This window comes from Pseudomonas sp. W17 (assembly GCF_040268305.1).
In the GTDB taxonomy this organism is placed as follows: domain Bacteria; phylum Pseudomonadota; class Gammaproteobacteria; order Pseudomonadales; family Pseudomonadaceae; genus Aquipseudomonas; species Aquipseudomonas protegens.
Genome location: NZ_CP158490.1, coordinates 6,777,265 through 6,800,130, shown reverse-complemented (window position 1 = coordinate 6,800,130; position 22,866 = coordinate 6,777,265). Strand labels below are relative to the sequence as shown.

General features: G+C 62.6%; 21 protein-coding genes. 13 read left to right on the top strand and 8 right to left on the bottom strand.

Features of this window, described 5'->3' with window-relative positions:
- Position 1: 1 nt before the first annotated feature.
- The gene (locus tag ABCR88_RS31360; RefSeq protein ID WP_041120314.1) at positions 2 to 640 is read right to left on the bottom strand and encodes a TetR/AcrR family transcriptional regulator; all 639 of its coding nucleotides are present in this window, start codon (positions 638 to 640) and stop codon (positions 2 to 4) included.
- Between the two features lie 140 nt (positions 641 to 780).
- Positions 781 to 2,157, bottom strand: a complete 1,377-nt coding sequence (locus ABCR88_RS31355; protein WP_011064103.1) for a glutamine synthetase family protein — start codon at positions 2,155 to 2,157, stop codon at positions 781 to 783.
- A 278-nt stretch (positions 2,158 to 2,435) separates the two neighbouring features.
- Here ABCR88_RS31355 and ABCR88_RS31350 point away from each other — a divergent pair, with 278 nt between their 5' ends.
- The 8 genes from ABCR88_RS31350 to ABCR88_RS31315 all read left to right on the top strand — a co-directional run bounded on the left by ABCR88_RS31350 (position 2,436) and on the right by ABCR88_RS31315 (position 11,620).
- Positions 2,436 to 3,218: a gamma-glutamyl-gamma-aminobutyrate hydrolase family protein gene (locus tag ABCR88_RS31350; RefSeq protein ID WP_041120312.1), complete on the top strand. Its 783-nt coding sequence runs from the start codon at positions 2,436 to 2,438 to the stop codon at positions 3,216 to 3,218.
- 38 nt (positions 3,219 to 3,256) lie between these two features.
- Entirely contained in the window at positions 3,257 to 4,615 is a 1,359-nt protein-coding gene (locus ABCR88_RS31345) for a glutamine synthetase family protein (RefSeq protein ID WP_011064101.1), read from the top strand.
- A gap of 56 nt (positions 4,616 to 4,671) precedes the next feature.
- Positions 4,672 to 6,036, top strand: a complete 1,365-nt coding sequence (locus ABCR88_RS31340; RefSeq protein ID WP_011064100.1) for an aspartate aminotransferase family protein — start codon at positions 4,672 to 4,674, stop codon at positions 6,034 to 6,036.
- 184 nt (positions 6,037 to 6,220) lie between these two features.
- On the top strand, positions 6,221 to 7,318 hold the full coding sequence (locus ABCR88_RS31335) for a polyamine ABC transporter substrate-binding protein (protein WP_026020018.1): 1,098 nt from the start codon (positions 6,221 to 6,223) through the stop codon (positions 7,316 to 7,318).
- A 189-nt stretch (positions 7,319 to 7,507) separates the two neighbouring features.
- Positions 7,508 to 8,602, top strand: a complete 1,095-nt coding sequence (locus tag ABCR88_RS31330; protein WP_041120310.1) for a polyamine ABC transporter substrate-binding protein — start codon at positions 7,508 to 7,510, stop codon at positions 8,600 to 8,602.
- 71 nt (positions 8,603 to 8,673) lie between these two features.
- Positions 8,674 to 9,816: a polyamine ABC transporter ATP-binding protein gene (potA, locus tag ABCR88_RS31325; protein WP_041120308.1), complete on the top strand. Its 1,143-nt coding sequence runs from the start codon at positions 8,674 to 8,676 to the stop codon at positions 9,814 to 9,816.
- A gap of 35 nt (positions 9,817 to 9,851) precedes the next feature.
- Positions 9,852 to 10,733, top strand: coding sequence for an ABC transporter permease subunit (locus tag ABCR88_RS31320; RefSeq protein WP_350404919.1), 882 nt, complete (start codon positions 9,852 to 9,854; stop codon positions 10,731 to 10,733).
- Positions 10,730 to 11,620, top strand: coding sequence for an ABC transporter permease subunit (locus tag ABCR88_RS31315; protein ID WP_011064095.1), 891 nt, complete (start codon positions 10,730 to 10,732; stop codon positions 11,618 to 11,620). The genes ABCR88_RS31320 and ABCR88_RS31315 overlap by 4 nt, the downstream gene beginning before the upstream one ends.
- 148 nt (positions 11,621 to 11,768) lie before the next feature.
- On the opposite strand, the gene ABCR88_RS31310 is transcribed toward ABCR88_RS31315, so the two are convergent.
- Complete coding sequence (locus tag ABCR88_RS31310) at positions 11,769 to 12,410, bottom strand: HD domain-containing protein (RefSeq protein ID WP_011064094.1); 642 nt, start codon at positions 12,408 to 12,410, stop codon at positions 11,769 to 11,771.
- 205 nt (positions 12,411 to 12,615) lie between these two features.
- On the opposite strand from ABCR88_RS31310, the gene ABCR88_RS31305 reads away from it, so the two are divergent.
- The gene (locus ABCR88_RS31305; RefSeq protein WP_015637411.1) at positions 12,616 to 13,584 is read left to right on the top strand and encodes a GlxA family transcriptional regulator; all 969 of its coding nucleotides are present in this window, start codon (positions 12,616 to 12,618) and stop codon (positions 13,582 to 13,584) included.
- Positions 13,585 to 13,674: 90 nt separating this feature from the next.
- On the opposite strand, the gene ABCR88_RS31300 is transcribed toward ABCR88_RS31305, so the two are convergent.
- Both ABCR88_RS31300 and ABCR88_RS31295 read right to left on the bottom strand, forming a co-directional pair.
- Positions 13,675 to 16,095, bottom strand: coding sequence for a penicillin acylase family protein (locus tag ABCR88_RS31300; RefSeq protein WP_350023352.1), 2,421 nt, complete (start codon positions 16,093 to 16,095; stop codon positions 13,675 to 13,677).
- 95 nt (positions 16,096 to 16,190) lie between these two features.
- Entirely contained in the window at positions 16,191 to 16,778 is a 588-nt protein-coding gene (locus ABCR88_RS31295) for a DUF6436 domain-containing protein (protein WP_350023351.1), read from the bottom strand.
- Between the two features lie 110 nt (positions 16,779 to 16,888).
- Between ABCR88_RS31295 and ABCR88_RS31290 the strand changes: the two genes are divergently transcribed.
- Positions 16,889 to 17,827, top strand: coding sequence for an alpha/beta hydrolase (locus ABCR88_RS31290; protein WP_350403843.1), 939 nt, complete (start codon positions 16,889 to 16,891; stop codon positions 17,825 to 17,827).
- Positions 17,828 to 17,961: 134 nt separating this feature from the next.
- Here ABCR88_RS31290 and ABCR88_RS31285 read toward each other — a convergent pair whose 3' ends face one another.
- Entirely contained in the window at positions 17,962 to 18,714 is a 753-nt protein-coding gene (locus ABCR88_RS31285; RefSeq protein ID WP_011064089.1) for a DUF2059 domain-containing protein, read from the bottom strand.
- Between the two features lie 161 nt (positions 18,715 to 18,875).
- Here ABCR88_RS31285 and ABCR88_RS31280 point away from each other — a divergent pair, with 161 nt between their 5' ends.
- Together ABCR88_RS31280 and ABCR88_RS31275 are read left to right on the top strand one after the other, a co-directional pair.
- The gene (locus ABCR88_RS31280; protein ID WP_011064088.1) at positions 18,876 to 19,508 is read left to right on the top strand and encodes a 2OG-Fe(II) oxygenase; all 633 of its coding nucleotides are present in this window, start codon (positions 18,876 to 18,878) and stop codon (positions 19,506 to 19,508) included.
- A gap of 2 nt (positions 19,509 to 19,510) precedes the next feature.
- Positions 19,511 to 19,999 carry a DUF523 domain-containing protein gene (locus ABCR88_RS31275; protein WP_011064087.1) on the top strand — a complete coding sequence of 163 codons (489 nt, stop codon included), beginning with the start codon at positions 19,511 to 19,513 and terminating at the stop codon, positions 19,997 to 19,999.
- Between the two features lie 140 nt (positions 20,000 to 20,139).
- Here the strand turns inward: ABCR88_RS31275 and ABCR88_RS31270 are convergent, their stop codons facing one another.
- Positions 20,140 to 20,925, bottom strand: a complete 786-nt coding sequence (locus tag ABCR88_RS31270; RefSeq protein ID WP_011064086.1) for a transporter substrate-binding domain-containing protein — start codon at positions 20,923 to 20,925, stop codon at positions 20,140 to 20,142.
- 132 nt (positions 20,926 to 21,057) lie between these two features.
- Between ABCR88_RS31270 and ABCR88_RS31265 the strand changes: the two genes are divergently transcribed.
- On the top strand, positions 21,058 to 21,495 hold the full coding sequence (locus ABCR88_RS31265) for a DUF4399 domain-containing protein (protein ID WP_011064085.1): 438 nt from the start codon (positions 21,058 to 21,060) through the stop codon (positions 21,493 to 21,495).
- Between the two features lie 60 nt (positions 21,496 to 21,555).
- Here the strand turns inward: ABCR88_RS31265 and serA are convergent, their stop codons facing one another.
- Positions 21,556 to 22,785: a phosphoglycerate dehydrogenase gene (gene serA / locus ABCR88_RS31260; protein ID WP_011064084.1), complete on the bottom strand. Its 1,230-nt coding sequence runs from the start codon at positions 22,783 to 22,785 to the stop codon at positions 21,556 to 21,558.
- Positions 22,786 to 22,866: the final 81 nt, after the last annotated feature.

Here is a 22,866-nt window from a genome sequence, read left to right as displayed (position 1 = left end):
TTCAGAGCGGGGTGGGGCGCTTGGCTAGGTAGGGCGGCAGGTACAGGCCCAGGTAGGCATCGAAGACGCGCATGCCTTCCTCGGCCATGCGCGGGGTGATCTGCCCGTGCTGCTGCACGGAGCGGGCGTACACCCGATCTCCCAGCTCCATGGCCAGGGCGAACACGTCGACATCGACGGGCAGCGGCGGCAACTCGAAATGATGATCGAACAGCTTGTGCATCAGGTCCCCCAGCTCGATGTCGTGCTGGCGGTCGGCCTGGGTGACTTCGGTCAGGCCGTGCTGGGCGAGGATCAGTTGGCGGGCCGCCGCGTCCTCGCCGTAGATGTCGAGCATGCGTTGCTCCACCAGGCGCGACAGGTCGCGCCAGCTGCTGAGCCGCTCATGGTCGATAGGTTCCAGCAGGCAGGCGCGGAACGCCGCGTGGACATCGGCGGTAAGGGCTTCCAACAGGGCCGGGACGCTGGCAAAGAAGTGATAGACCGAGGATGGCGGGATCTGCGCCTTGTCGGCCACGCTGTAGATCGACAGGCTGGCCACGCCCTCGGCCGCCAGCAGGGTCCGTGCGGCGTCGAGTATGGAGTCGATCCGGGCCTGGCTGCGTGCACGGGGTTTGCGAAGCGGGGCGGTGCGCGTCATCAGTCTCTCCTACAGGGCAGCGGGCATTGTACGCGAGTGGGCCGTTGTCCCTGTAGCCGCAGCCTGGGCGCATCCGAATCACGGGCATAAAAAAACGCCGCCGGGATAAACCCTGCGGCGTTCTTCAATGCAGCTGGCGCTTACACGGTGTGCAGGTACCAGTTGTACTCGAGGTCGGAGATGGAGTGTTCGAACTCCTCCAGCTCACTTTCCTTACAGGCGACGAAGATATCGATGTATTTCGGATCGATGTACTTGGCCATCACTTCACTGTCGTCCAACTCGCGCAGGGCATCACGCAGGTTGTTCGGCAGGCTCTGCTCGTTCTGCTCGTAGGAGTTGCCTTCGGTAGGCGCCCCCGGCTCGATCTTGTTGGTCAGGCCGTGGTGCACGCCCGCCAGGACCGAAGCCATCAGCAGGTAGGGGTTGGCGTCGGCGCCGGCGACCCGGTGTTCGATGCGCACTGCATCGGCCGAGCCGGTGGGGACGCGAATGGCCACGGTACGGTTGTCCAGGCCCCAGCTCGGCGAGTTCGGCACATAGAACTGCGCGCCGAAACGGCGATAGGAGTTGACGTTCGGGCAGAGGAAGGCCATCTGCGCCGGTAGGGTCTCGAGCACACCGCCGATCGCGTGACGCAGTGCGGCGTTCTGCTCGGGATCCTCGCTGGCGAAGATGTTCTTGCCATCTTTGTCCAGAACCGAAATGTGAACGTGCAGACCGTTGCCCGCCTGGCCCGGGTAAGGCTTGGCCATGAAGGTGGTGTCCATCTCATGGTCGTAGGCGATGTTCTTGATCAGGCGCTTGAGCAGGACCGCGTAGTCGCAGGCCTTGATCGGGTCGGCCACGTGGTGCAGGTTGACTTCGAATTGTGCCGGGGCACTTTCCTTGACGATGGCGTCGGCTGGGATGCCTTGTTCCTTGGCACCTTCCAGGATGTCCTGGAGGCAGTCCACGTATTCGTCGAGGTCGTCGATCAGATAGACCTGGGTGGAGTGCGGGCGCTTGCCGGAAATCGGCGAGCGTGGTGGCTGTGGCCGGCCGTTCACGTTCTCCTGGTCGATCAGGTAGAACTCCAGCTCGAAAGCGGCGCAGATGGTCAGGCCCAGTTCGTCGAACTTGGTCACCACCTGGCGCAGGACTTCCCGTGGATCGGCAAAGAAGGGGTCGCCTTCGAGTTCGTGCATGGTCATCAGCAATTGCGCGGTAGGGCGCTTCTGCCAGGGCTCGTTGCACAGGGTATCGGGGATTGGATAGCAGATCCGGTCGGCGTCGCCGATGTCCAGACCCAGGCCGGTGCTTTCCACCGTAGAGCCATTGATATCCAGGGCAAACAGGGAGGCCGGCAGGTTGATGCCTTTCTCGTAAACCTTGTGGAGGCTGGTGCGTTCGATGCGCTTGCCGCGCACCACACCATTCATATCCGCAATCAGAAGGTCAACGTACAGAACCTCAGGATGTTCCTTAAGGAACGCGTTCGCTTCGTTGAGCTGAACGGCACGCGGGGGTACCGACATGATGCAACACCTTTGTTGTTAAAAATATCAATCATTGATCTTTTCTGGTTTCAGTCAACCCGAACGGCATGCCGAAGTCAAGTAAGGCCTTTTATGCCCTAATAAAGGGCTGGCAAGGCTCTTTTGGGGCAAAACAGGGCGTTTTTTGGGGCTCGGCCGCCTTGGGTACCGCAGGCTTGAGCAGGCCGTGTTGTATTTTTTACGGGGGTGTTGTGTAAAAAAATGAACAAGGCTAAGCTCGAATCAAACCCATAACAGCAATAATACCGGGGTGTTTCATGTCTCGCCTGCCGTTAATCGGCGTCACCGCCTGCTCCAGGCAGATCGGTCTGCATGCTTATCACATCAGTGGCGACGAGTATGTCCACGCAGTAGCCAGCGCAGCCCAGGGCGTGCCGGTGATTATCCCGTCCATGGCGGAACTGCTTTCCCCGTCCGATATTCTGGACGGTCTGGACGGCATTCTCTTTACCGGCTCTCCCTCCAATATCGAGCCTTTCCATTACCAGGGTCCTGCCAGCGCGCCGGGCACTGCTCATGATTCTGCACGGGATGCTGCCACCCTGCCGCTGCTGAGCGCCGCCGTCGCAAGTGGTGTTCCGGTGCTGGGCATCTGCCGCGGCTTCCAGGAAATGAACGTGGCCCTGGGCGGCAGCCTGCATCAGAACGTGCAGCAGGTGCAGCCTTTCATGGACCACCGGCACACCGAACAGCCCGGCCAGCCCCTGGACGCCTGGTACGCGCCGGCCCACGACCTGCATATCAAGGCCGGTGGTGTTCTGGCGGAGCTGGGCCTGCCGGAGCGGATTCAAGTCAACTCGATCCATGCCCAGGGCGTCGAGCGTCTGGCCCCGGGGCTGCGGGTCGAGGCGCTGGCTCCCGACGGGTTGGTGGAGGCGGTCTCGGTAGAAGCCAGCAAGGCTTTTGCACTAGGGGTGCAATGGCACCCCGAATGGCAGGTAAGCTGCAACCCTCACTACCTGGCCATCTTCCAGGCTTTTGGTGATGCCTGCCGCAAGCGGGCAAGACAACGCGACGCCGAAGCGTCACACAAGGCCTGACTTAATAGAGAGTCAGGAAACTCAGCCTAGAGGCATTTATGAGTAACAACCTCGACCAGCTCACCGATTGGTTGAAAGACCACAAGATCACAGAAGTCGAATGCATGATCGGCGATTTGACCGGGATCACCCGGGGCAAGATCTCGCCGACCAACAAGTTCATTGCCGAAAAAGGCATGCGCCTGCCCGAGAGCGTGCTGCTGCAGACCGTGACCGGCGACTATGTCGAAGACGACATCTATTACGAACTGCTGGACCCGGCCGACATCGACATGGTCTGCCGCCCGGACCAGAACGCGGTTTACCTTGTGCCCTGGGCCATCGAGCCTACTGCCCAGGTGATCCATGACACCTACGACAAGCAGGGCAACCCCATCGAGCTGTCGCCGCGCAACGTCCTGAAGAAGGTCCTGAAACTCTATGCCGACCACGGCTGGCAGCCCATCGTGGCGCCGGAGATGGAGTTCTACCTGACCAAACGCAGTGACGACCCGGACTACCCGCTGCAGCCGCCGATCGGCCGCTCCGGCCGCCCGGAAACCGGGCGCCAGTCGTTCTCCATTGAAGCTGCGAACGAATTCGACCCGCTGTTCGAAGATGTCTACGACTGGTGCGAACTGCAGGAGCTGGACCTGGACACGCTGATCCACGAGGACGGCACGGCGCAGATGGAGATCAACTTCCGTCACGGCGATGCCCTGTCCCTGGCCGACCAGATCCTGGTGTTCAAGCGCACCATGCGCGAAGCCGCGCTCAAGCACGACGTGGCCGCCACCTTCATGGCCAAGCCCATGACCGGCGAGCCCGGCAGCGCCATGCACCTGCACCAGAGCATCATCGACATCAACACCGGCAAGAACGTCTTCTCCAATGAAGACGGGACCATGAGCCAGCTGTTCCTCAACCACATCGGTGGTTTGCAGAAGTTCATTCCCGAGCTGCTGCCGCTGTTCGCCCCCAACGTCAACTCGTTCCGTCGTTTCCTGCCCGATACCTCGGCGCCGGTGAACGTCGAGTGGGGCGAAGAGAACCGCACCGTGGGCCTGCGGGTGCCAGATGCCGGGCCACAGAACCGTCGCGTGGAAAACCGCCTGCCGGGCGCCGACGCCAACCCGTACCTGGCCATCGCCGCCAGCCTGCTGTGTGGCTACATCGGCATGGTCGAAGGCCACAACCCGAGCGCGCCCGTGGTGGGCCGTGGCTACGAGCGCCGCAACCTGCGCCTGCCACTGACCATCGAAGACGCGCTGGAGCGTATGGAAAACAGCAAGACCATCGAGAAGTACCTGGGCCAGAAGTTCATCACCGGCTATGTCGCGGTGAAGCGGGCCGAGCACGAAAACTTCAAGCGCGTGATCAGTTCGTGGGAGCGGGAGTTCCTGTTGTTCGCCGTCTGATCCGCCGGGCGCCACTGCCCGCCAGTGGCGCCTTCACTGACACTAAGGAGAGATTGATGACTCATAAAAACCCGCAAACCCGCGAGTGGCAAACCCTCAGCAGTGATCACCACCTGGCACCGTTCAGTGACTTCAAGCAACTGAAGGAAAAGGGCCCGCGGATCATCACCCACGCCAAGGGTGTGTACCTCTGGGACAGTGAAGGCAATCAGATTCTCGACGGCATGGCCGGCCTGTGGTGCGTAGCCATCGGCTATGGCCGTGACGAACTGGCGGAAGCCGCCAGCAAGCAAATGCGCGAACTGCCCTACTACAACCTGTTCTTCCAGACTGCCCACCCCCCGGTGCTGGAGCTGTCCAAGGCGATCGCCGATATCGCGCCAGAAGGCATGAACCACGTGTTCTTCACCGGTTCCGGCTCCGAAGGCAACGACACCATGCTGCGCATGGTCCGCCACTACTGGGCGATCAAGGGCCAGCCGAACAAGAAAACCATCATCAGCCGGGTCAATGGCTACCACGGTTCCACTGTGGCCGGTGCCAGCCTCGGTGGCATGACCTACATGCACGAGCAGGGCGATTTGCCGATCCCGGGTATCGTCCACATCCCGCAGCCTTACTGGTTCGCCGAAGGCGGCGACATGAGCCCCGAAGAGTTCGGTATCTGGGCCGCCAACCAGCTCGAAGAGAAGATCCTCGAACTGGGCGTGGACAATGTCGGGGCCTTTATCGCCGAACCGATCCAGGGCGCCGGTGGCGTGATCGTGCCGCCGGACAGCTACTGGCCGCGGATCAAGGAAATCCTTGCCAAGTACGACATCCTGTTCGTTGCCGATGAAGTGATCTGTGGCTTCGGGCGCACCGGTGAGTGGTTCGGTAGCGATTTCTACGATCTCAAGCCGGACATGATGACCATCGCCAAGGGCCTGACCTCCGGCTACATCCCCATGGGTGGGCTGATCGTGCGCGACGAAGTGGTGGCGGTGCTCAACGAGGGCGGCGACTTCAACCACGGTTTCACCTATTCCGGGCACCCGGTAGCCGCTGCCGTGGCCCTGGAAAACATCCGCATCATGCGCGAAGAGAAAATTATCCAGCGCGCCCATGAAAAAGCGGCACCGTATTTGCAGAAACGTCTGCGCGAGTTGAGCGACCACCCGCTGGTGGGCGAGGTTCGCGGAGTAGGGCTGCTGGGGGCCATCGAACTGGTCAAGGACAAGGCCACCCGGGCGCGTTACGAAGGCCGAGGCGTGGGCATGATCTGCCGGCAGTTCTGCTTCGACAACGGCCTGATCATGCGCGCGGTGGGTGACACCATGATCATTGCGCCGCCCCTGGTGATCAGCGAGGCGGAGATCGACGAGCTGGTGGCCAAGGCGCGCAAGTGTCTGGACCTGACCTTGAGTGTGCTCGAGGGCTGAGTGCTAGGCTTTGAGCGCGGTGCTTGCGGGCACTGCGTTCAAAGCAGATGTAAAAGCCTGGTCTTTTCTTGAAAGCCGGCCTTGGATCTTGCCAGACTACCCGCCGTTTTGGTTGCCCGGATATTGGCCGCTGAGCGAGTGGTTAAAAAGAATAATTGGAGCATTACGCATGAAGGCATTAGGTATGAAGTTAGCTGGCAAGACCCTCCTCGCCATGTCCCTGATGGGCGTGATGGCGGCGGCGGCACAAGCGGACGATAAAGTGCTGCACGTTTACAACTGGTCCGATTACATCGCGCCGGACACTATCAAGAAGTTTGAAGCCGAGTCGGGCATCAAGGTTGTCTACGACGTGTTCGACAGCAATGAAACCCTGGAAGCCAAGTTGCTCGCCGGCAAGTCCGGTTATGACGTTGTGGTGCCTTCCAACAACTTCCTGGCCAAGCAGATCAAGGCCGGTGTCTACCAGGAACTGGACCGCTCCAAGTTGCCGAACTGGAAGAACCTCAACGAATCGCTGCTCAAGGCGGTTTCGGTGAGCGACCCGGGCAACAAGCATGCCTTCCCTTACATGTGGGGCTCGATCGGTATCGGCTTCAACGCCGAGAAGGTCAAGGCCGCACTGGGTGCCGATGCACCGACCAACTCCTGGGACCTGCTGTTCAAGCCTGAGAACGCTGAGAAGCTGAAGGCCTGCGGCGTCAGCTTCCTCGATTCGCCAACCGAGATGATTCCGGTGGCGCTGCACTACCTGGGCTACCCGACCGACAGCCAGGACAAGAAGCAACTGGCTGAAGCCGAAGCGCTGTTCCTCAAGATCCGTCCTTCGATCGCCTACTTCCACTCCTCCAAGTACATCTCCGACCTGGCCAACGGCAACATCTGCGTCGCCGTGGGTTACTCGGGCGACATCTACCAGGCCAAGGCCCGTGCCGCCGAAGCCGGTGACAAGGTCAAGGTCAGCTACAACATCCCCAAGGAAGGTGCTGGCAGCTTCTATGACATGGTGGCCATCCCCAAAGACGCGGAAAACGTCGAAGGCGCCTACAAGTTCATGACCTTCCTGCAAAAGCCTGAAGTCATGGCCGAAATCACCAACGCCGTGCGTTTCCCCAACGGTAACGCGGCTGCAACCCCATTGGTCGATAAAGACATCACCAGCGACCCGGGCGTCTACCCGCCAGCTGAGGTGCAGGCCAAGCTGTACGCGATCGCCGACCTGCCGGCCGCGACCCAGCGCATCCTGACCCGCAGCTGGACCAAGATCAAATCTGGTAAATAAGCCGATTTGCAGCACTCCCTGTTGCCGTCGTCGTGGCGAGGGCGGCAACAGGAAACAATTAAATGACAGAAAGTTTTGCTGGATTGGTTTATCGAGGGTAAGTTGCGCGCCGGTTTTGTTGCTGGGCAGCTTGGAGGCTGTCAGGTAGCGCGGGGCAACTTGGGCCCAACTATTTAAGAGGACCTCCACTTGCCTATTTCTTTATTTCGCAAAGCCATGCTGGCCGCCGCCGGCCTGACGCTGATGGCTGGCGTCCAGGCTGCACCGACCGTGCATATTTATAACTGGTCCGATTACATCGGTCAGAACACCCTGGCCGAGTTTGAAAAGGCCACCGGTATCAAGCCGGTGTATGACGTATTCGATTCCAATGAAACCCTGGAAGGCAAGTTGCTGGCCGGCCGTACCGGTTATGACGTGGTGGTGCCGTCCAACCACTTCCTGGGCAAGCAGATCAAGGCCGGGGCTTTCCAGAAGCTCGACAAGAGCCTGCTGACCCACTATTCGAACCTTGACCCGGTACTGCTCAAGCGTCTGGAAATGAACGATCCGGGCAACCAGTACGCGGTGCCGTACCTGTGGGGTACCAACGGCATCGGCTACAACGTCGACAAGGTCAAGGCGGTCCTGGGGGTGGACAAGATCGACTCCTGGAGTGTGTTGTTCGAGCCGGAGAACATCAAAAAGCTCAACAGCTGCGGCGTGGCCTTCCTCGACTCCGCCGACGAGATGATGCCCACGGTCCTCAACTACCTGGGCCTGAACGCCAACAGCACCAACCCCCAGGACTACAAGAAGGCCGAGGCCACGTTGCTGGCAGTGCGTCCTTACGTGACCTACTTCCATTCGTCCAAGTACATCTCGGACCTGGCCAACGGCAATATCTGCGTGGCCATCGGGTTTTCCGGCGATGTGTTCCAGGCCAAGGCCCGGGCCGCCGATGCCGGCAAGGGTGTGAACATCGCCTATGCGATTCCGAAGGAGGGCGGTGCCCTGTGGTTCGACATGCTGGCGATCCCCAAGGATTCGACCAACGTCAAGCAAGCCCACGCCTTCATCAACTATTTGCTGCAACCTGAAGTGATCGCTCAGGTCAGTGACTATGTCGGTTATGCCAACCCCAACCCCGGGTCGGACAAGCTGATGGAGCAGTCCATCCGCACCGACGAAGCGGTCTACCCACCGCAGGAAGTACTCGACAAGACCTACGTGTCCACCGAGTTGCCACCCAATATCCAACGCTTGATGACCCGCAGCTGGACCAAGGTCAAGACGGGTAAATAGTTCCACAGGCTCAAACTATCCAAGGTCCGCCCGCATGGGGCGGGCTGCAAATTTTGTTGGGAGTTTCGCAAATGGCAGTTGCCTCCGGCGCCTATAAGAAAGCCCTCGAGGGCGACCAGACACCTAAGCAGGTGCTGGTCAAAATCGACCGGGTCACGAAGAAGTTCGACGAGACGGTTGCCGTGGACGATGTGTCCCTGGAAATCAAGAAGGGCGAGATCTTCGCCCTGCTCGGCGGTTCGGGTTCAGGCAAGTCCACCTTGCTGCGGATGCTGGCCGGCTTCGAACGGCCAACGGAGGGGCGAATCTTCCTCGATGGTGTAGACATCACTGACATGCCGCCCTACGAGCGGCCGATCAACATGATGTTCCAGTCCTACGCCTTGTTCCCCCACATGACCGTGGCCCAGAACATCGCCTTCGGCCTCAAGCAGGACAAGATCCCTGCCGCCGAGATCGACGCCCGGGTGGCAGAGATGCTCAAGCTGGTGCAGATGAGCCAGTACGCCAAGCGCAAGCCGCACCAGCTCTCCGGTGGCCAGCGCCAGCGCGTGGCCCTGGCCCGCTCCCTGGCCAAGCGCCCCAAGCTGCTCTTGCTGGACGAACCCATGGGCGCCCTGGACAAGAAGCTGCGCTCGCAGATGCAGTTGGAGCTGGTGGAGATCATCGAGCGCGTGGGCGTGACCTGCGTAATGGTGACCCACGACCAGGAAGAGGCCATGACCATGGCCGAACGCATCGCCATCATGCACCTGGGCTGGATCGCCCAGATCGGCAGCCCGATCGACATCTACGAGACCCCGGTCAGCCGCCTGGTCTGCGAGTTCATCGGCAACGTCAACATCTTCGAGGGTGAAGTGGTGGACGATGCCGAGGGCCACGCCCTGATCACCTGCAAGGACCTGGACCGCAGCATCTATGTCGGCCACGGCATCAGCACTTCGGTGCAGGACAAATCGGTGACCTACGCGATCCGCCCGGAAAAGCTCCTGGTGACTGCCGAGATGCCGACCTGCGAGTACAACTGGTCCAGCGGCAAGGTCCACGACATTGCCTACCTGGGCGGCCACTCGGTGTTCTACGTCGAGCTGCCGAGCGGCAAACTGGTGCAATCCTTCGTCGCCAACGCCGAGCGCCGTGGTGCGCGGCCGACCTGGGGTGACCAGGTCTACGTCTGGTGGGAAGACGACAGCGGCGTGGTACTGCGCTCATGAACATGCGAAAGCTCAAGCGCCGACTCAATCGAATAATTCCCGGTGGCCGTCAGCTGGTCATCGGGGTTCCGTTCATCTGGCTGTTCCTGTTCTTCATGCTGCCGTTCTTCATCGTCCTGAAGATCAGCTTCGCCGAATCGGACGTGGCCATTCCGCCGTACACCGAGATCTACAGCTACGTCGACCAGAAGCTGCAGTTGCTGCTCAACCTGGGCAACTACGCGATGCTCGGCGACGACGAACTCTATATCGCCGCCTACCTCGGTTCGCTGAAGATGGCGTTCTTCAGCACCATCCTCTGCCTGCTGATCGGCTACCCGATGGCCTACGCCATCGCCAGTGCCCGCAAGGAATTGCAGACGGTGCTGGTGCTGCTGATCATGATGCCGACCTGGACCGCGATCCTGATCCGCGTCTACGCCTGGATGGGCATCCTCAGCAACAACGGCCTGCTCAATGGCTTTCTGATGTCCATGGGCTGGATCAACGAGCCGCTGCAGATCCTCAACACCAACATCGCGGTGTATATCGGTGTGGTCTATTCCTACCTGCCGTTCATGATCCTGCCGCTGTACGCGAACCTGGTGAAGCACGACACCAGCCTGCTGGAGGCCGCGGCCGACCTGGGTTCGAGTACCTTCAACAGCTTCTGGAAAATCACCGTGCCGCTGTCCAAGAACGGCATCATCGCCGGCTGCATGCTGGTGTTCATCCCGGTGGTGGGTGAGTTCGTGATTCCGGAACTGCTGGGCGGTCCGGAAACCCTGATGATCGGCAAGGTGCTGTGGCAAGAGTTCTTCAACAACCGTGACTGGCCGGTGGCATCCGCCCTGGCGGTGGTGATGCTGGCGATCCTGATTGTGCCGATCATCCTGTTCAACCGCAGTCAGGCCAAGGAAATGGAGGGCAAGGAATGAAGCGCTTCAGTTTCTCCAGCTTGATGCTGGTGCTCGGCCTGTTGTTCATCTACCTGCCGATGCTGATCCTGGTGATCTACTCGTTCAACGCCTCCAAGCTGGTGACGGTGTGGGGCGGCTGGTCGATCAAGTGGTACATCGGCCTGCTGGATAACCAGCAACTGATGGGCTCGGTGATGCGCTCCCTGGAAATCGCCTGCTACACCGCTGTAGCGGCGGTGGCACTGGGCACCCTGGCGGCGTTCGTGCTGACCCGGATCACCCGCTTCAAGGGCCGTACCCTGTTCGGTGGCCTGGTCACCGCGCCGTTGGTGATGCCGGAAGTGATCACCGGTCTTTCCTTGTTGCTGCTGTTCGTGGCCATGGCCCAGGCGGTCGGCTGGCCTCAGGAGCGCGGCATCGTCACCATCTGGATCGCCCACACCACGTTCTGCGCCGCCTATGTGGCTGTGGTGGTGTCGGCTCGCCTGCGTGAGCTGGACCTGTCCATTGAAGAGGCGGCCATGGACCTGGGCGCGCGGCCGTGGAAGGTGTTCTTCTTGATCACCATCCCGATGATCGCACCCTCGCTGGCGGCGGGCGGCATGATGTCCTTCGCCCTGTCCCTGGATGACCTGGTACTGGCCAGCTTCGTCTCCGGCCCGGGTTCCACCACCTTGCCGATGGAAGTGTTCTCGGCGGTGCGCCTGGGGGTGAAGCCGGAGATCAATGCCGTGGCCAGCCTGATCCTGCTGGCGGTGTCCCTGGTGACCTTCCTGGTCTGGTTCTTCAGCCGGCGCGCCGAAGAAGCCCGCAAGCGGGCGATCCAGCAGGCCATCGAGGAAAGCGCCGCCGATTCCTGGAAGCAGCCGGACGTGCGTCGGGCCCAGGCGCCGGAAACCGCCTGAGTTGCGGTTGTGTCATCCAAAAACCTCGCCCCGGGTTCCGGGAGCGAGGTTTTTTATTGGCCCTTGCCGGGGCAAGCGTCCTTCAGAAGGGGATTGGGCTTGCGGGTCTCTTCGCTGGCCAGCCAGCTCCTGCAGCGCTGGTGATGGGTCAGGATTGCCAGGGTGAACGGCGAATCACCTCGACGAAATTCAACGCCTTGAACCCTGGCTGCTGGTCGGCCAGGACGTCGGTCTTGACGTTGCCGAAGGTGGTTTGCGGGCGATGGCGCAGGCCGTCGGCGAAGGCGCAGATGATGCATTCCTTGAAGCCTTCACCGCGCGGGTGGGCGTGGACCACGGCTTCACGCTGGGCCGCGGGGAACGCGGCGTAGTCGATGCCCAGCACATCCATCTCGACCCCGGCGGTGACCAGGGCCACGGTAGGGCGCAGGTGCTGGGGGATGCCTGGGGTGGTGTGCAAGGCGATGGACAGCCAGACCTGCTCGATATCGTCGGCGCTGAGGCCGTAGGGCTGGAGAAAGTCGCGTGCGGCGTTGGCGCCGTCGACTTCGAAGCGCTGGTCGGCGCTGCGCAGGCCCTCCACCAACCCCAGGTCGTGGAACATGGCGCCGACGTAGAGCAACTGCGGGTCGTAAGCCAGCTGCCGGCGTTCGCCGCTCAGGGCGCCGAACAGGAACACCCGGCGCGAGTGGTGATAAAGCAGGTCGGATTCGACATCGCGGATGTACTCGGTGGTGGCCCGGGCCAGGGCGCTGTCGGGTATCCGGATCCCGGCGATGGTGGAGCTCATGGGGCGTTCCTCGTGGCGGGCGCCGTGCTGGCGCTGGAGCCTTCAGTCTGTTACCGGGCCTTTCGGCCCACAATCGCACCGGGGCTGTGATCCCGGCCAACCTGCGCGCATTTCCTGCCAGTGCTATGTTCCCCCGAGCTTTGCTTGCGACAATTGCCCGCCGCTCGGGGTTGCCGGGCGCGGGTCATAGAGGGCTGTTTGCACCATGGGTAGAAGCGTTGCCGTGCTGGTTTTTCCGGGTGTCCAGGCCCTCGATGTCACCGGGCCCATGGATGTGTTTTGCGAAGCCAACCGGTTTCTGCCGGCCGAGGATCATTACCGCTTGCGGGTGATTGGCGTCGAGGCTGGGGCGCAGGCCTGTTCCAATGGCCTGCTGTTGCAGGCCCATTGTTCCTTCACCCAGGCCCTGGAGCCCTTTGACCTGTTGCTGGTGGCGGGCGGCCCACAGGTGCCTGGCAGCCAGTTCAGCCCGGCCTTCTACGCCTGGCTGCGCGAGGCCTGCGCCCGGGCCAAGGGCTTCGGCTCGATCTGCAACGGCGCGTTCATCCTGGCCCGGGCCGGGTTGCTGGAAGGGCGCACGGTGACCACCCACTGGAGCGATGCACCGGCGCTGGCTGCGCTGTGCCCTGGCACCCGGGTCGAGGCTGATCGCCTGTACGTCCGGGACGGCAGGCTGTTCACTTCGGCGGGGGTCACCGCCGGCATCGACCTGTCGCTGTACCTGCTGGCCCAGGATCATGGTGCGGGGGTGGCCCTGAGCGTGGCCAAGCGTCTGGTGGTGTTCACCCAGCGCACGGGGGGGCAGTCGCAGTTCAGCCCGTTTCTGCTGCCCCAGGCCGAGACCACCTCCACCGTGGCTCGGGTCCAGCAGCATGTGCAGGACCGGTTGCAGGCGGACCTGAGCATTGCCGAGCTGGCCCGGGCGGTGAACATGAGCCCGCGCAACTTTGCCCGAGTGTTCGTTCGAGAAGCGGGGGTGACTCCGGCGGAATTTGTCGAAGGCGCGCGGATGGATGCGGCGCGGGGGATGCTCGAACGCAGCGCGGCGCCGCTCAAGACCGTGGCCTACGCCTGCGGTTTTCGCGATGCCCAGCACATGCGCAGCGTGTTCAACCGGCGCCTGGGGCTGACCCCGCAACAGTTCCGCCTGAACTTCAGCACCGTACCCTTGTAGGAGCCGGCTTGCCGGCGAAGGCGTCCTTCAGCGGAGTGCAGGGCTTGCGGGCCTCTTCGCTGGCCAGCTCGCTTCTACACCCGCCGCTGGTCAAGGCGCGGGGACCCGGGGGCGTGCCGGCAGCAGCTTCAGGGTGCTGCGGGTGTTGGCGGTGACTTCCTCGTCGCTGAAGTGCGCCTGCTGGTAGACCCCTTCGATATAGGCTTCGGCCTGATCGTCGTAGTGTTTGTCGAACAGCACGCCACTCTGGCCCACCGGGTTGATGGTCAGGCTGTGGGCCGGGTCGGCGAAGTCGATGATGCGCCGGGTCGAGGGCCCGTAGACCACTGACCAGGGCGCCGGGCCGATCTTGGCGGTGAGGTTGTTCGGCACTTCGTGGCTGCCGGGGGCGTCCAGGGGGCCGACGTTGAACAGCCGGTCCAGGGGTTTCTGCATGCCCAGCGGGTGGCCGTGGGTCAGCGTGTGGGCCTGGCCCCAGCGCCATTGCGCCGGGTTGGCGCCCAGGGTCAGGCGCAGGTGGTCGATACTGGCGCGCCAGGCCAGCTTGACCGTGTCGGCGCGGCTTTCGCGCTGGGGCGTGGTGCGGTTGTCCCACCAGGGCGAGTCGGGGTCCGCCGCCAGCCGGGGCAGGGCGGCGTCCACCACCCGGGCCTGGATCAGGGCGTCGAAATAGGCGTCGCCGAGTTTTTCATGGAAAGTGGCATCGGCCAGGTTGAACAGGAACTGGTTGAACAGCGTCGCGCTGGTGGATTCCAGTGGATAGTCGCCCTGCCATTTCGCCAGTTGCTCCACCAGCTTCAGTTCCTCGGGGTCGCTGACCACTTCACGCAACACCGGCAACAGCGGCGCCAGCAGGCGCGGCCCGTAGGCGGTGGTGGTGCCCAACTGCAGTTTCTGGGTGTTCTCCAGGTCCCATTTCTGACTCTTGTCGCTGAGCTGCCGATCCAGTTGCTGACCACGGTCGGCCAGGTTGTAGTAGCCGGGGATCTCCATGCCGGTGGGGGATACCGGCTGGAAGTTGGCCGAGACGATATAGCCCCGGGCCGGGTTCTCTTCCTGGGGGTTGGCGCTGAAGGGGTAGAAGCCTTCCTTGTCCGCCAGGCTGGTGCTGCCATCGAGGATGAAGGCCGGCTTGGCCCCCGCCGGGCGCTTGGGCAGGAGCGCCGCCGCCCACCAGCCGATGTCGCCCTTGGCGTTGGCCCAGACGATGTTCAGGCCCGGTGCATGGACCTTGGCGGCCGCAGCGCGGACCTTGGCCAGGGTGTCTGCGCGGTTGAGCTGGTAGAAGCCGTCGAGGATCGGGTTCGGGGTTTCCAGGAAACCCCACCACATGGCGATCAGCGCCTTGCCCACGGTGGTGCCGAGCATGTCGTTGATGATCGGGCCGTGGGGCGACTGGCGCAGGGTCAGGGTCACCGGGGCCTGGCCCTTGACGGCGATCTGCTGCTCGCTGGTGATCAGGTCCACCCACTTGTCGTGGAACCAGACCTGATTGGGGTTCTCCGGGTTGACCTTTTCGGCGATCAGGTCGAGGTCATCGTTCTGGAACATGGTCAGGCTCCAGCCGAAGTCCAGGTTGTGGCCGAGGAAGGCGAAGGGCACCAGCGCCTGGTGATGACCGTAGAGTTCAAAGCCAGGGGCCGAGAGCTGGGCCTCGTACCACACCGACGGCAGCGAGTAGCGGATATGCGGGTCGCCGGCCAGCAGCGCGCGGCCGCTCTTGGTCCGCGAGCCGGAAACCACCCAGGCATTGCTGCCCTCGAATTGCGGCAGCCCGGCTTCTTCCAGGGCTTGCAGGCTCAGGCGGGCGATCCGGCCCAGGCCCTGCCAGTCGACGGTGGCCAGTGGCGCTGAAGGTGGGGTCTTGCCCTTGGCCAGCACGCCCTTGGGCTGCCAGTCGAGGTCGAACACCTTTAGGTAGTCATTGCCCAGTTCGTCGCGGATGTAGGTCAGCAGCGGCTCGGTGCGAAAGGCCATGGCAAAGCTGTAGGCCATGAAACCGGCGACGCTGACGGTGTCTTCTGCGGTGAAAGGCCGCTTGCGGATACCCAGGACGTCGAACTCGATGGGGCTGGCGTGGCTGTCCTGATACTGGTTGATGCCGTCCAGATAGGCTTCCAGGGCCTTCCAGGCGGGTGACTGATGGTCGAGCCCGGCGATATAGCTGTCGGCCCGTTCGCGAATCCGCAGGCTGCGGAACAGTTTGTCGGTGTCCACCAGCTTGGGCCCCAGCACCTCTGCTAGCTCGCCCCGGGACAGGCGCCGCAGCACTTCCATCTGGAACAGCCGGTCCTGGGCGTGCACGTAGCCCAGGGCGCGGTACAGGTCGGCTTCGTTTTCGGCGCGAATGTGCGGCACCCCGCGTTCGTCGTAACGCACGGTGACCGAGCCTTGCAGGCCATTGAGCTCGACCTGGCCCTGACGCGTCGGCTGCTTGCTGTACAGGTAGCCGGCAAGCCCTGCCAGCAGGGCGAGGATCAGTACGGCGACGACGGTCAGGCTGCGTTTCATGCGGGCTCCTTGCTGTTGTTGTATTCAATGCCGCCTTGGGAGAGCTGCAGAGATTTAGCACAAGTCAGGGGCCCCGCGCAGGAGGCAGTCCTTGATTAGTCGCGAATGCCTTGTTCGGTCGGCCAGGGGCAGTAGCAGCCGATGGCCAGGGTGTGGGTGGCGCTGACCGGGCGATTGTCCTCAAGGGCCTGGAGGATGGGCTCGATGAAGCTGTTGCTGGAATTGCAGGTCAGGCCTTCGCTGTAGGGGCCGAAGTAGGCCAGCTTGCCGTTGCGGTCCCAGATCGCCACTGCCGGGCTGGCGGGGATCTGTTCCGCTCCGGGCAGGCTGTCGAGGTGCTTCAGGCGGCTCAGGGTGGTGGGTAGCTGGCCGTGGCTGCCGGGCTTCTGTACGGCATAGAACTCCACGCCCCGCGGGCCATAGGTTTCGATCAGCTCGGCCAGGTGCTGCTGATTACCGACATTGCAGGGGCAGGCCGGGTCCCAGAAATGCACCAAGCGGATCGCCCCGGGGCCGGCCAGTTCGGCGGGCAGTTGCAACGGGTCGCCGGAGAACATCGCGGTGTGCTCGCTGAACGCCCGCAGATAGCGGCCCTGGAACCATTCGTAGGCGTTCCACAGCACCACGGCGCAGATCAGGACGAGCAGGCTGGCAAGCAGGGGCGTGCGGTAAGACTGGCGCATTAAGATCGGTCCTCGAAGGTCGCGTAGCTTGCCATGCTTGCCGCGACAGATGAATATCGCAGGCCCAGAAAGCCCGTTTTGTCGCCGGTACCCCCGCTTTGGAATTCTCTATGCCCGCCACTTTCGACCCCGACCACCTGCGTGCCAGCCTGCAACCTCTGGTCGCCGGGCAGCCTTTGTCGGTGGAGGGGCAGGCCTACCAGCGCTTCTATGGGCTGGATTTCGCCGGGCGGGCGCTGGTGCCGCGCAGCCGCCTGGGGCGTTTCCAGGTGGACGGCTACGACGTGGTGAGCCAGGTCTGGTGGCCGGAGCAGCCACGGGCCACGCTGTTTCTGTTCCACGGCTTCTACGACCACATGGGCTTGTACCGGCATGTGATCGAGTGGGCGCTGCAACGGCGTTTCGTGGTGATTTCCTGCGACCTGCCCGGGCACGGCCTTTCCAGTGGCGAGCGGGCCAGTATCGATGATTTCGCGGTGTACCAGCGGGTGCTGCAGGGCCTGTTCGCCGAGGCCCGGTCCCTGGAACTCCCCGAGCCCTGGCACCTGTTCGGGCAAAGCACCGGCGGCGCGATCATCATGGACCACCTGCTCAACCAGGGTGCCGAGAGCCCGGCCCAGGGCCAGGTGATGCTGCTCTCGCCGCTGGTGCGGCCGCGGGCCTGGGGCTGGTCGATGCTCAGTTATTACGCGCTGCGGCCCTTCGTCACCGGCATTGCCCGGCGCTTCAGCGAAAACTCCAACGACCCGGATTTCCTTGCGTTCCTGCAGGTCGACCCGTTGCAGCCGCAACGCTTGCCGACGGCCTGGGTGGGAGCGCTGTCGCGCTGGATCAAGCGTCTGGAGGCGGCGCCCCGCAGTTCCAGGCAGCCGTTGATCGTTCAGGGGGATGCGGACATGACCGTGGACTGGCAGCACAATCTGCAGGTGATTCGCGGCAAGTTCGCCGCGCCCGAGCTATTGATGCTGCCCGATGCGCGGCACCACCTGGCCAATGAAATCCCGTTGTATCGCGATCAGTGCTTCGCCTTTCTGACCCAGCACCTCTAGAGATTGGTGCAGCCGCTGCCGCAGGCTGCGAACAGCCCTGAGGGACGCAAGAGCCCCAGGCTACTGCAGGCTCGTCAGGCGATTGCCAGGCAAGGGCCTGCGGGCTCGGCAGCGGTCACAGGCGAGTTGCCGGGTCAGGGGGCGAGGCTGGAAGTGCTCTGGCCGACCGCCAGGCCGGCACGAATCGCCGCCAGGGCGGCCTGGTAGTAGGCCTTGCCTTCGCTGGACTCGGCGAAGGTGGCGAACTCTTCCAGCTCGGTGTCGGACAGATCCCGATAGACGTACAGCAAGGTGTTGTTCAGGTCGTTGCCGATCTGCTGCATCAGCCGCTGGCGCTGGCCGTTGAGCATGCCCTGGGCCTGGCCGCCCCCCAGCAGGCCGGGAATCATCTGGCTCAGGCTGTCGGCGGCGACACCGGCAATCGCCAGGCTCACCTCTGCACCCGCTTCCCGGGCCGGCAGGGCCTGGGCCAAGTGGCCGATGATCAATTGGCGGTTGTCGCTGGCCTGCATCTTCGGCAGGCCCTGGGCGTTCTTGGCCAGCTGGTCGCGGCGGGTCGCCAGCAGTTCGGCGGCAACGATCTTGCGGCCCAGGGGCGACTGGAAGAAGGCCAGGGCCGGTGCGGGGTCCGCCAGGTTCTGCCGCAGTTGGGCCTCGGCGCGACGGTCAACGGCCTGGGGTGCGAAGCGCTGGTTGCTGTTGTCCACCAGGGCTTGATAGACCGCCGGCGGCAGGCTGCTCTGGTAGCGCTGCTGGGCGGCGCTGAGAGCATCGTTGAAATGCGCGCGCTGTTGCGCCCAACCGGCGACCTGGTACAACTGGTCGTGGCTGTCTGCCCAGGCAGGCAAGGCGCAGAAGATCAACAGTGAGAAAAGCAAACGGCGCATAAGGACTCCTGTCAGCAGGCGACTATTCTCCGGGGCAAGAGGGTGGTTGTCGAGAATTCGTATCAGCATCCCTCGGCAAACCGATGATGTGTAAGCCCATTGAAAAAAATGCTTCATCCTCCGCTCTGCGGCTCTGTCAGATTTTTCTGAGGCTGGATACTATGCGCGCCATGCAAATACCCTCTGATCATCCGCTGTTGTTGAACATTGTCGACGACCTGGCCGCCTGTGGCTGGTCGCAGCAGAATGTCTTCCTGTCCGAGGCTCTGACCCTCGAACTGGCGGCTGAGTGCCGTAAACGTGCGGCTGAAGGTGAACTGGCGCCGGCGGCGGTAGGGCGCGGGCCGGCCCAGGAGATCCGCGAGGGTATTCGCGGCGACCATATCCAGTGGCTCGAACCCGGTCAGGCCCAGGCCTGTGATAGCTACCTGGAACTGATGGACAGCCTGCGCGAGGCTCTGAACCGAGGCCTGTTCCTGGGGCTTGAAGATTTCGAATGCCATTTCGCGATGTACCCGCCGGGAGCCTTCTACAAGCGCCACGTGGATCGCTTTCGCGATGACGACCGGCGCATGGTCTCGGCGGTGGTCTACCTCAACGAGGAGTGGCTGCCCGAGCAGGGCGGGCAATTGCGCATGTACCTCAATGACCGGGGGCAATACGATGTAGTCCCTGTCGGGGGGCGGCTGGTGGTGTTTCTTTCCGGCGAAGTCCCCCATGAAGTCATGCCCGCGACCCGGGAACGCCTGTCCCTGACCGGCTGGTTCCGGCGCCGTGGTAACGAGCCGTTCTGAATATGCACAAGATCCTGGTCAGCCGCTGCCTGTTGGGCCACCGCGTACGCTACGACGGCGGTGCCAGCGGCCCGTTCGATCAACTGGCCGCCTGGCAGCAAGAGGGACGAGTGGTTGCCTTGTGTCCGGAGGTTGCTGGTGGTTTGCCCACACCACGGGCGCCGGCGGAGATCCCCGGCGGGCAGGGTGTCGATGTGCTTGAGGGGCGGGCACCGGTGATGACCTGCGAAGGTGAAGATGTCAGCGCCCAGTTCCTGGCTGGCGCCCGCCAGGCCCTGGAACTGGTGGAAAAGCACCGGATCCGCGTTGCCGTGCTCAAGGCCCACAGCCCATCCTGCGGCAACCTGCTGACCTATGACGGTAGCTTCAGCGGGGTCAAGGTTTCGGGGGAGGGCGTCACCGCTGCGTTGCTCAAGCAGCACGGGGTGCAAGTCTTCAGCGAGCTGCAACTGCCCGAGGCCGCCAGCGCCCTGGCCGCATTGTCCTCGTAGCCGCTGCCGAGCTTTAGCGAGGCAGCGAAAAGGCCCTAAGGGCCTTGCTTGACGATTTCCCGCCGACCTCTGACGGCCATGAAGCCCCTGGGGCCGTTCGCAGGCTGCGGCTACAGGTCAATCCAGGCAGCTTGTGTCGTTTACTGCCCGGCTTCGGCCTTCGGCGGTTTGCTCGCGTCCATGCCGAACCATTTCTCCGACAGGGCCATCAGGCGCCCGTCGGCCTTGATCCGCTGCAAGGCGCTGTCCAGGCTCGCGCGAAACGCCGGGTTACCTTTCTGGAAGGGGATCGCCAGGCTCAGGGTCGGGCCGACCTTGGCGCCTTCTTTCACCGGCAGGCGGCTGTCGCGAATAGCGTAGGGAATCAGCAGGCGATCGCTGATGGCAGCGTCGATCTGCTTGTCCGCCACGTCCTTGATCGGCTGCTGGGCATCGGCGTAGCTGCGCAGGTTGATCCCTTCCACAGTCCGCGCCTGATCGACGAACTGGCTGCCCTGGGCCACGCCCAGTGCCTGGCCGCGCAGGGCCTGTAGGGAAAACAGCGGACGCTGCTCTTCCTTGCGCACAATCAACTGCGCACTGGAATAGCTGTAGGGTTCGCTGAAATCGAAACGATCCTTGAGTTCCGGGGTCATTGCTATGTGGTTGATCGCCACGTCGAACTTGCCGCTTTCCACTCCCGGGAGCAGTTCGGCGGCCTCGGTCACCACGAAGTCCGCGCGTACGTCCAGTTCACTGGCCAGCAGTTGCCCCAACTCCACCTCGAAACCGGTGAGTTTGCCGTCGTCCTTGAAATTGAAGGGCGGCGTATCGGCTTCCAGGGCGATGCGCAGCTCGCCGCGGTCATTGATATCGTCCATCAGTTCGGCTTGAGCGCAAGTGCTCGCAAGGGGCAGCAAAAGTAACAGGCCAGGCAGGAAACGCATGGTCACTCCTTGAATTTATATGAGCGATGCGCCGTTCAGGCTCGCTTTGCTAAGGTGTTGAGTGCCTTCGACAACGAATTGCCACGAAGTTGTTATAACCGTAAAAGATTTGCGGAAAAACTGGAGAAGATAATGAAAATTTTTATGTCGCGTGCTGCTTTGGCCGGTCTGTTGCTGGGAACCTCGATGCTGGCCGGCGCAGCGGAAATTCCGCGTACCGAAGCACCTGCTGGCGCCAAGGTGACTATCGTTTCCCCGGCCGACGGGGCCACCGTGGACAAGACCTTCAAGGTCAAGTTCGGCGTTGAAGGCATCGCCCTGGCTCCGGCGGGCGATCAGACCGCCAACACCGGCCACCATCACCTGCTGATCGATGTCGATCAGTTGCCTGCCGAGAACCTGCCGATCCCGATGGACGCCAACCACCTGCACTTCGGCAAGGCCCAGACTGAAACCGAAGTGACCCTGACACCCGGCAAGCACACCCTGCAACTGGAACTGGGGGACAAGAACCACGTGCCTTTCAACCCGGTGATCGTTTCCAAGAAAATCACAGTAACAGTGAAATAATCGTAAACACGATAAAAAAGGGAGCCCAGAGGGCTCCCTTTTTTGTGCCGCAGTCGAGGCTTAGAACAGCACGCGGCAACGGATGGTGCCGTTGATGTGCTGCAGCTTCTCTTGCGCCAGGTCCGAGTACTCGGCGTCGACGTCGATCACCACGTAGCCGACCTTCTCGTTGGTCTGCAGGAACTGACCGGAGATGTTGATGCCGTTTTCGGCGAAGACCTTGTTGATCTCGCTCATCACGCCCGGAATGTTCTCGTGGATGTGCAGCAGACGGTGCTTGCCCGGGTGGGCCGGCAGCGCCACTTCGGGGAAGTTGACCGAGGACACCGAGGTACCGTTGTCGCTGTACTTGACCAGTTTTTCTGCCACTTCCAGGCCGATGTTGGCCTGGGCTTCAGCGGTGGAACCGCCGATGTGCGGGGTCAGGATCACGTTGTCCAGGCCGCGCAGCGGGCTTTCGAACTCTTCGTCGTTGGAGCGCGGCTCCACCGGGAATACGTCGATGGCCGCGCCGATCAGGTGCTTGTCCTTGATCGCGTCCGCCAGGGCGTCCAGCTCGACCACGGTGCCGCGGGCGGCGTTGATCAGGATGCCGCCCTTCTTGATGGCGCGGATTTCCTTCTCGCCGATCATCCACTGGGTGGCCGCGGTTTCCGGCACGTGCAGGGTGACGATGTCGGACATGCCCAGCAGTTCGTGCAAGTTGCCCACCTGGGTGGCGTTGCCCAGTGGCAGCTTGGTCACGGTGTCGTAGAAAAACACCTGCATGCCCAGGCCTTCAGCCAGGACCGACAACTGCGTACCAATGGAGCCGTAGCCGACGATACCCAGCTTCTTGCCACGGATTTCGAAGGAGTTGGCCGCGCTCTTGATCCAGCCGCCACGGTGGCAGGAAGCGTTTTTCTCGGGGATGCCGCGCAGCAGCAGGATGGCCTCGGCCAGTACCAGCTCGGCAACCGAACGGGTGTTGGAGTACGGCGCGTTGAACACCGCGATGCCGCGCTCGCGAGCGGCGGACAGGTCAACCTGGTTGGTACCGATGCAGAAGCAGCCCACTGCGACCAGTTTCTTCGCGTGGTCGAAAATCTCTTCGGTCAGTTGAGTGCGGGAGCGAATGCCGATGAAGTGTGCATCGGCGATCTTTTCCTTGAGCTGGGCTTCCGGCAGAGAACCGGTGAGGTACTCGATGCTGGTGTAGCCGGCGGCCTTGAGGACGTCGACAGCGGATTGGTGGACGCCTTCGAGGAGAAGGAACTTGATCTTGCTCTTATCGAGAGAAGTCTTGCTCATCTGCGTAAACCTGTGTCCCGGAGAAAAATGGCAGGGAAGTGGACAGCTTGAGCTGACCTGGGCGGCACTGGGCCGACACCG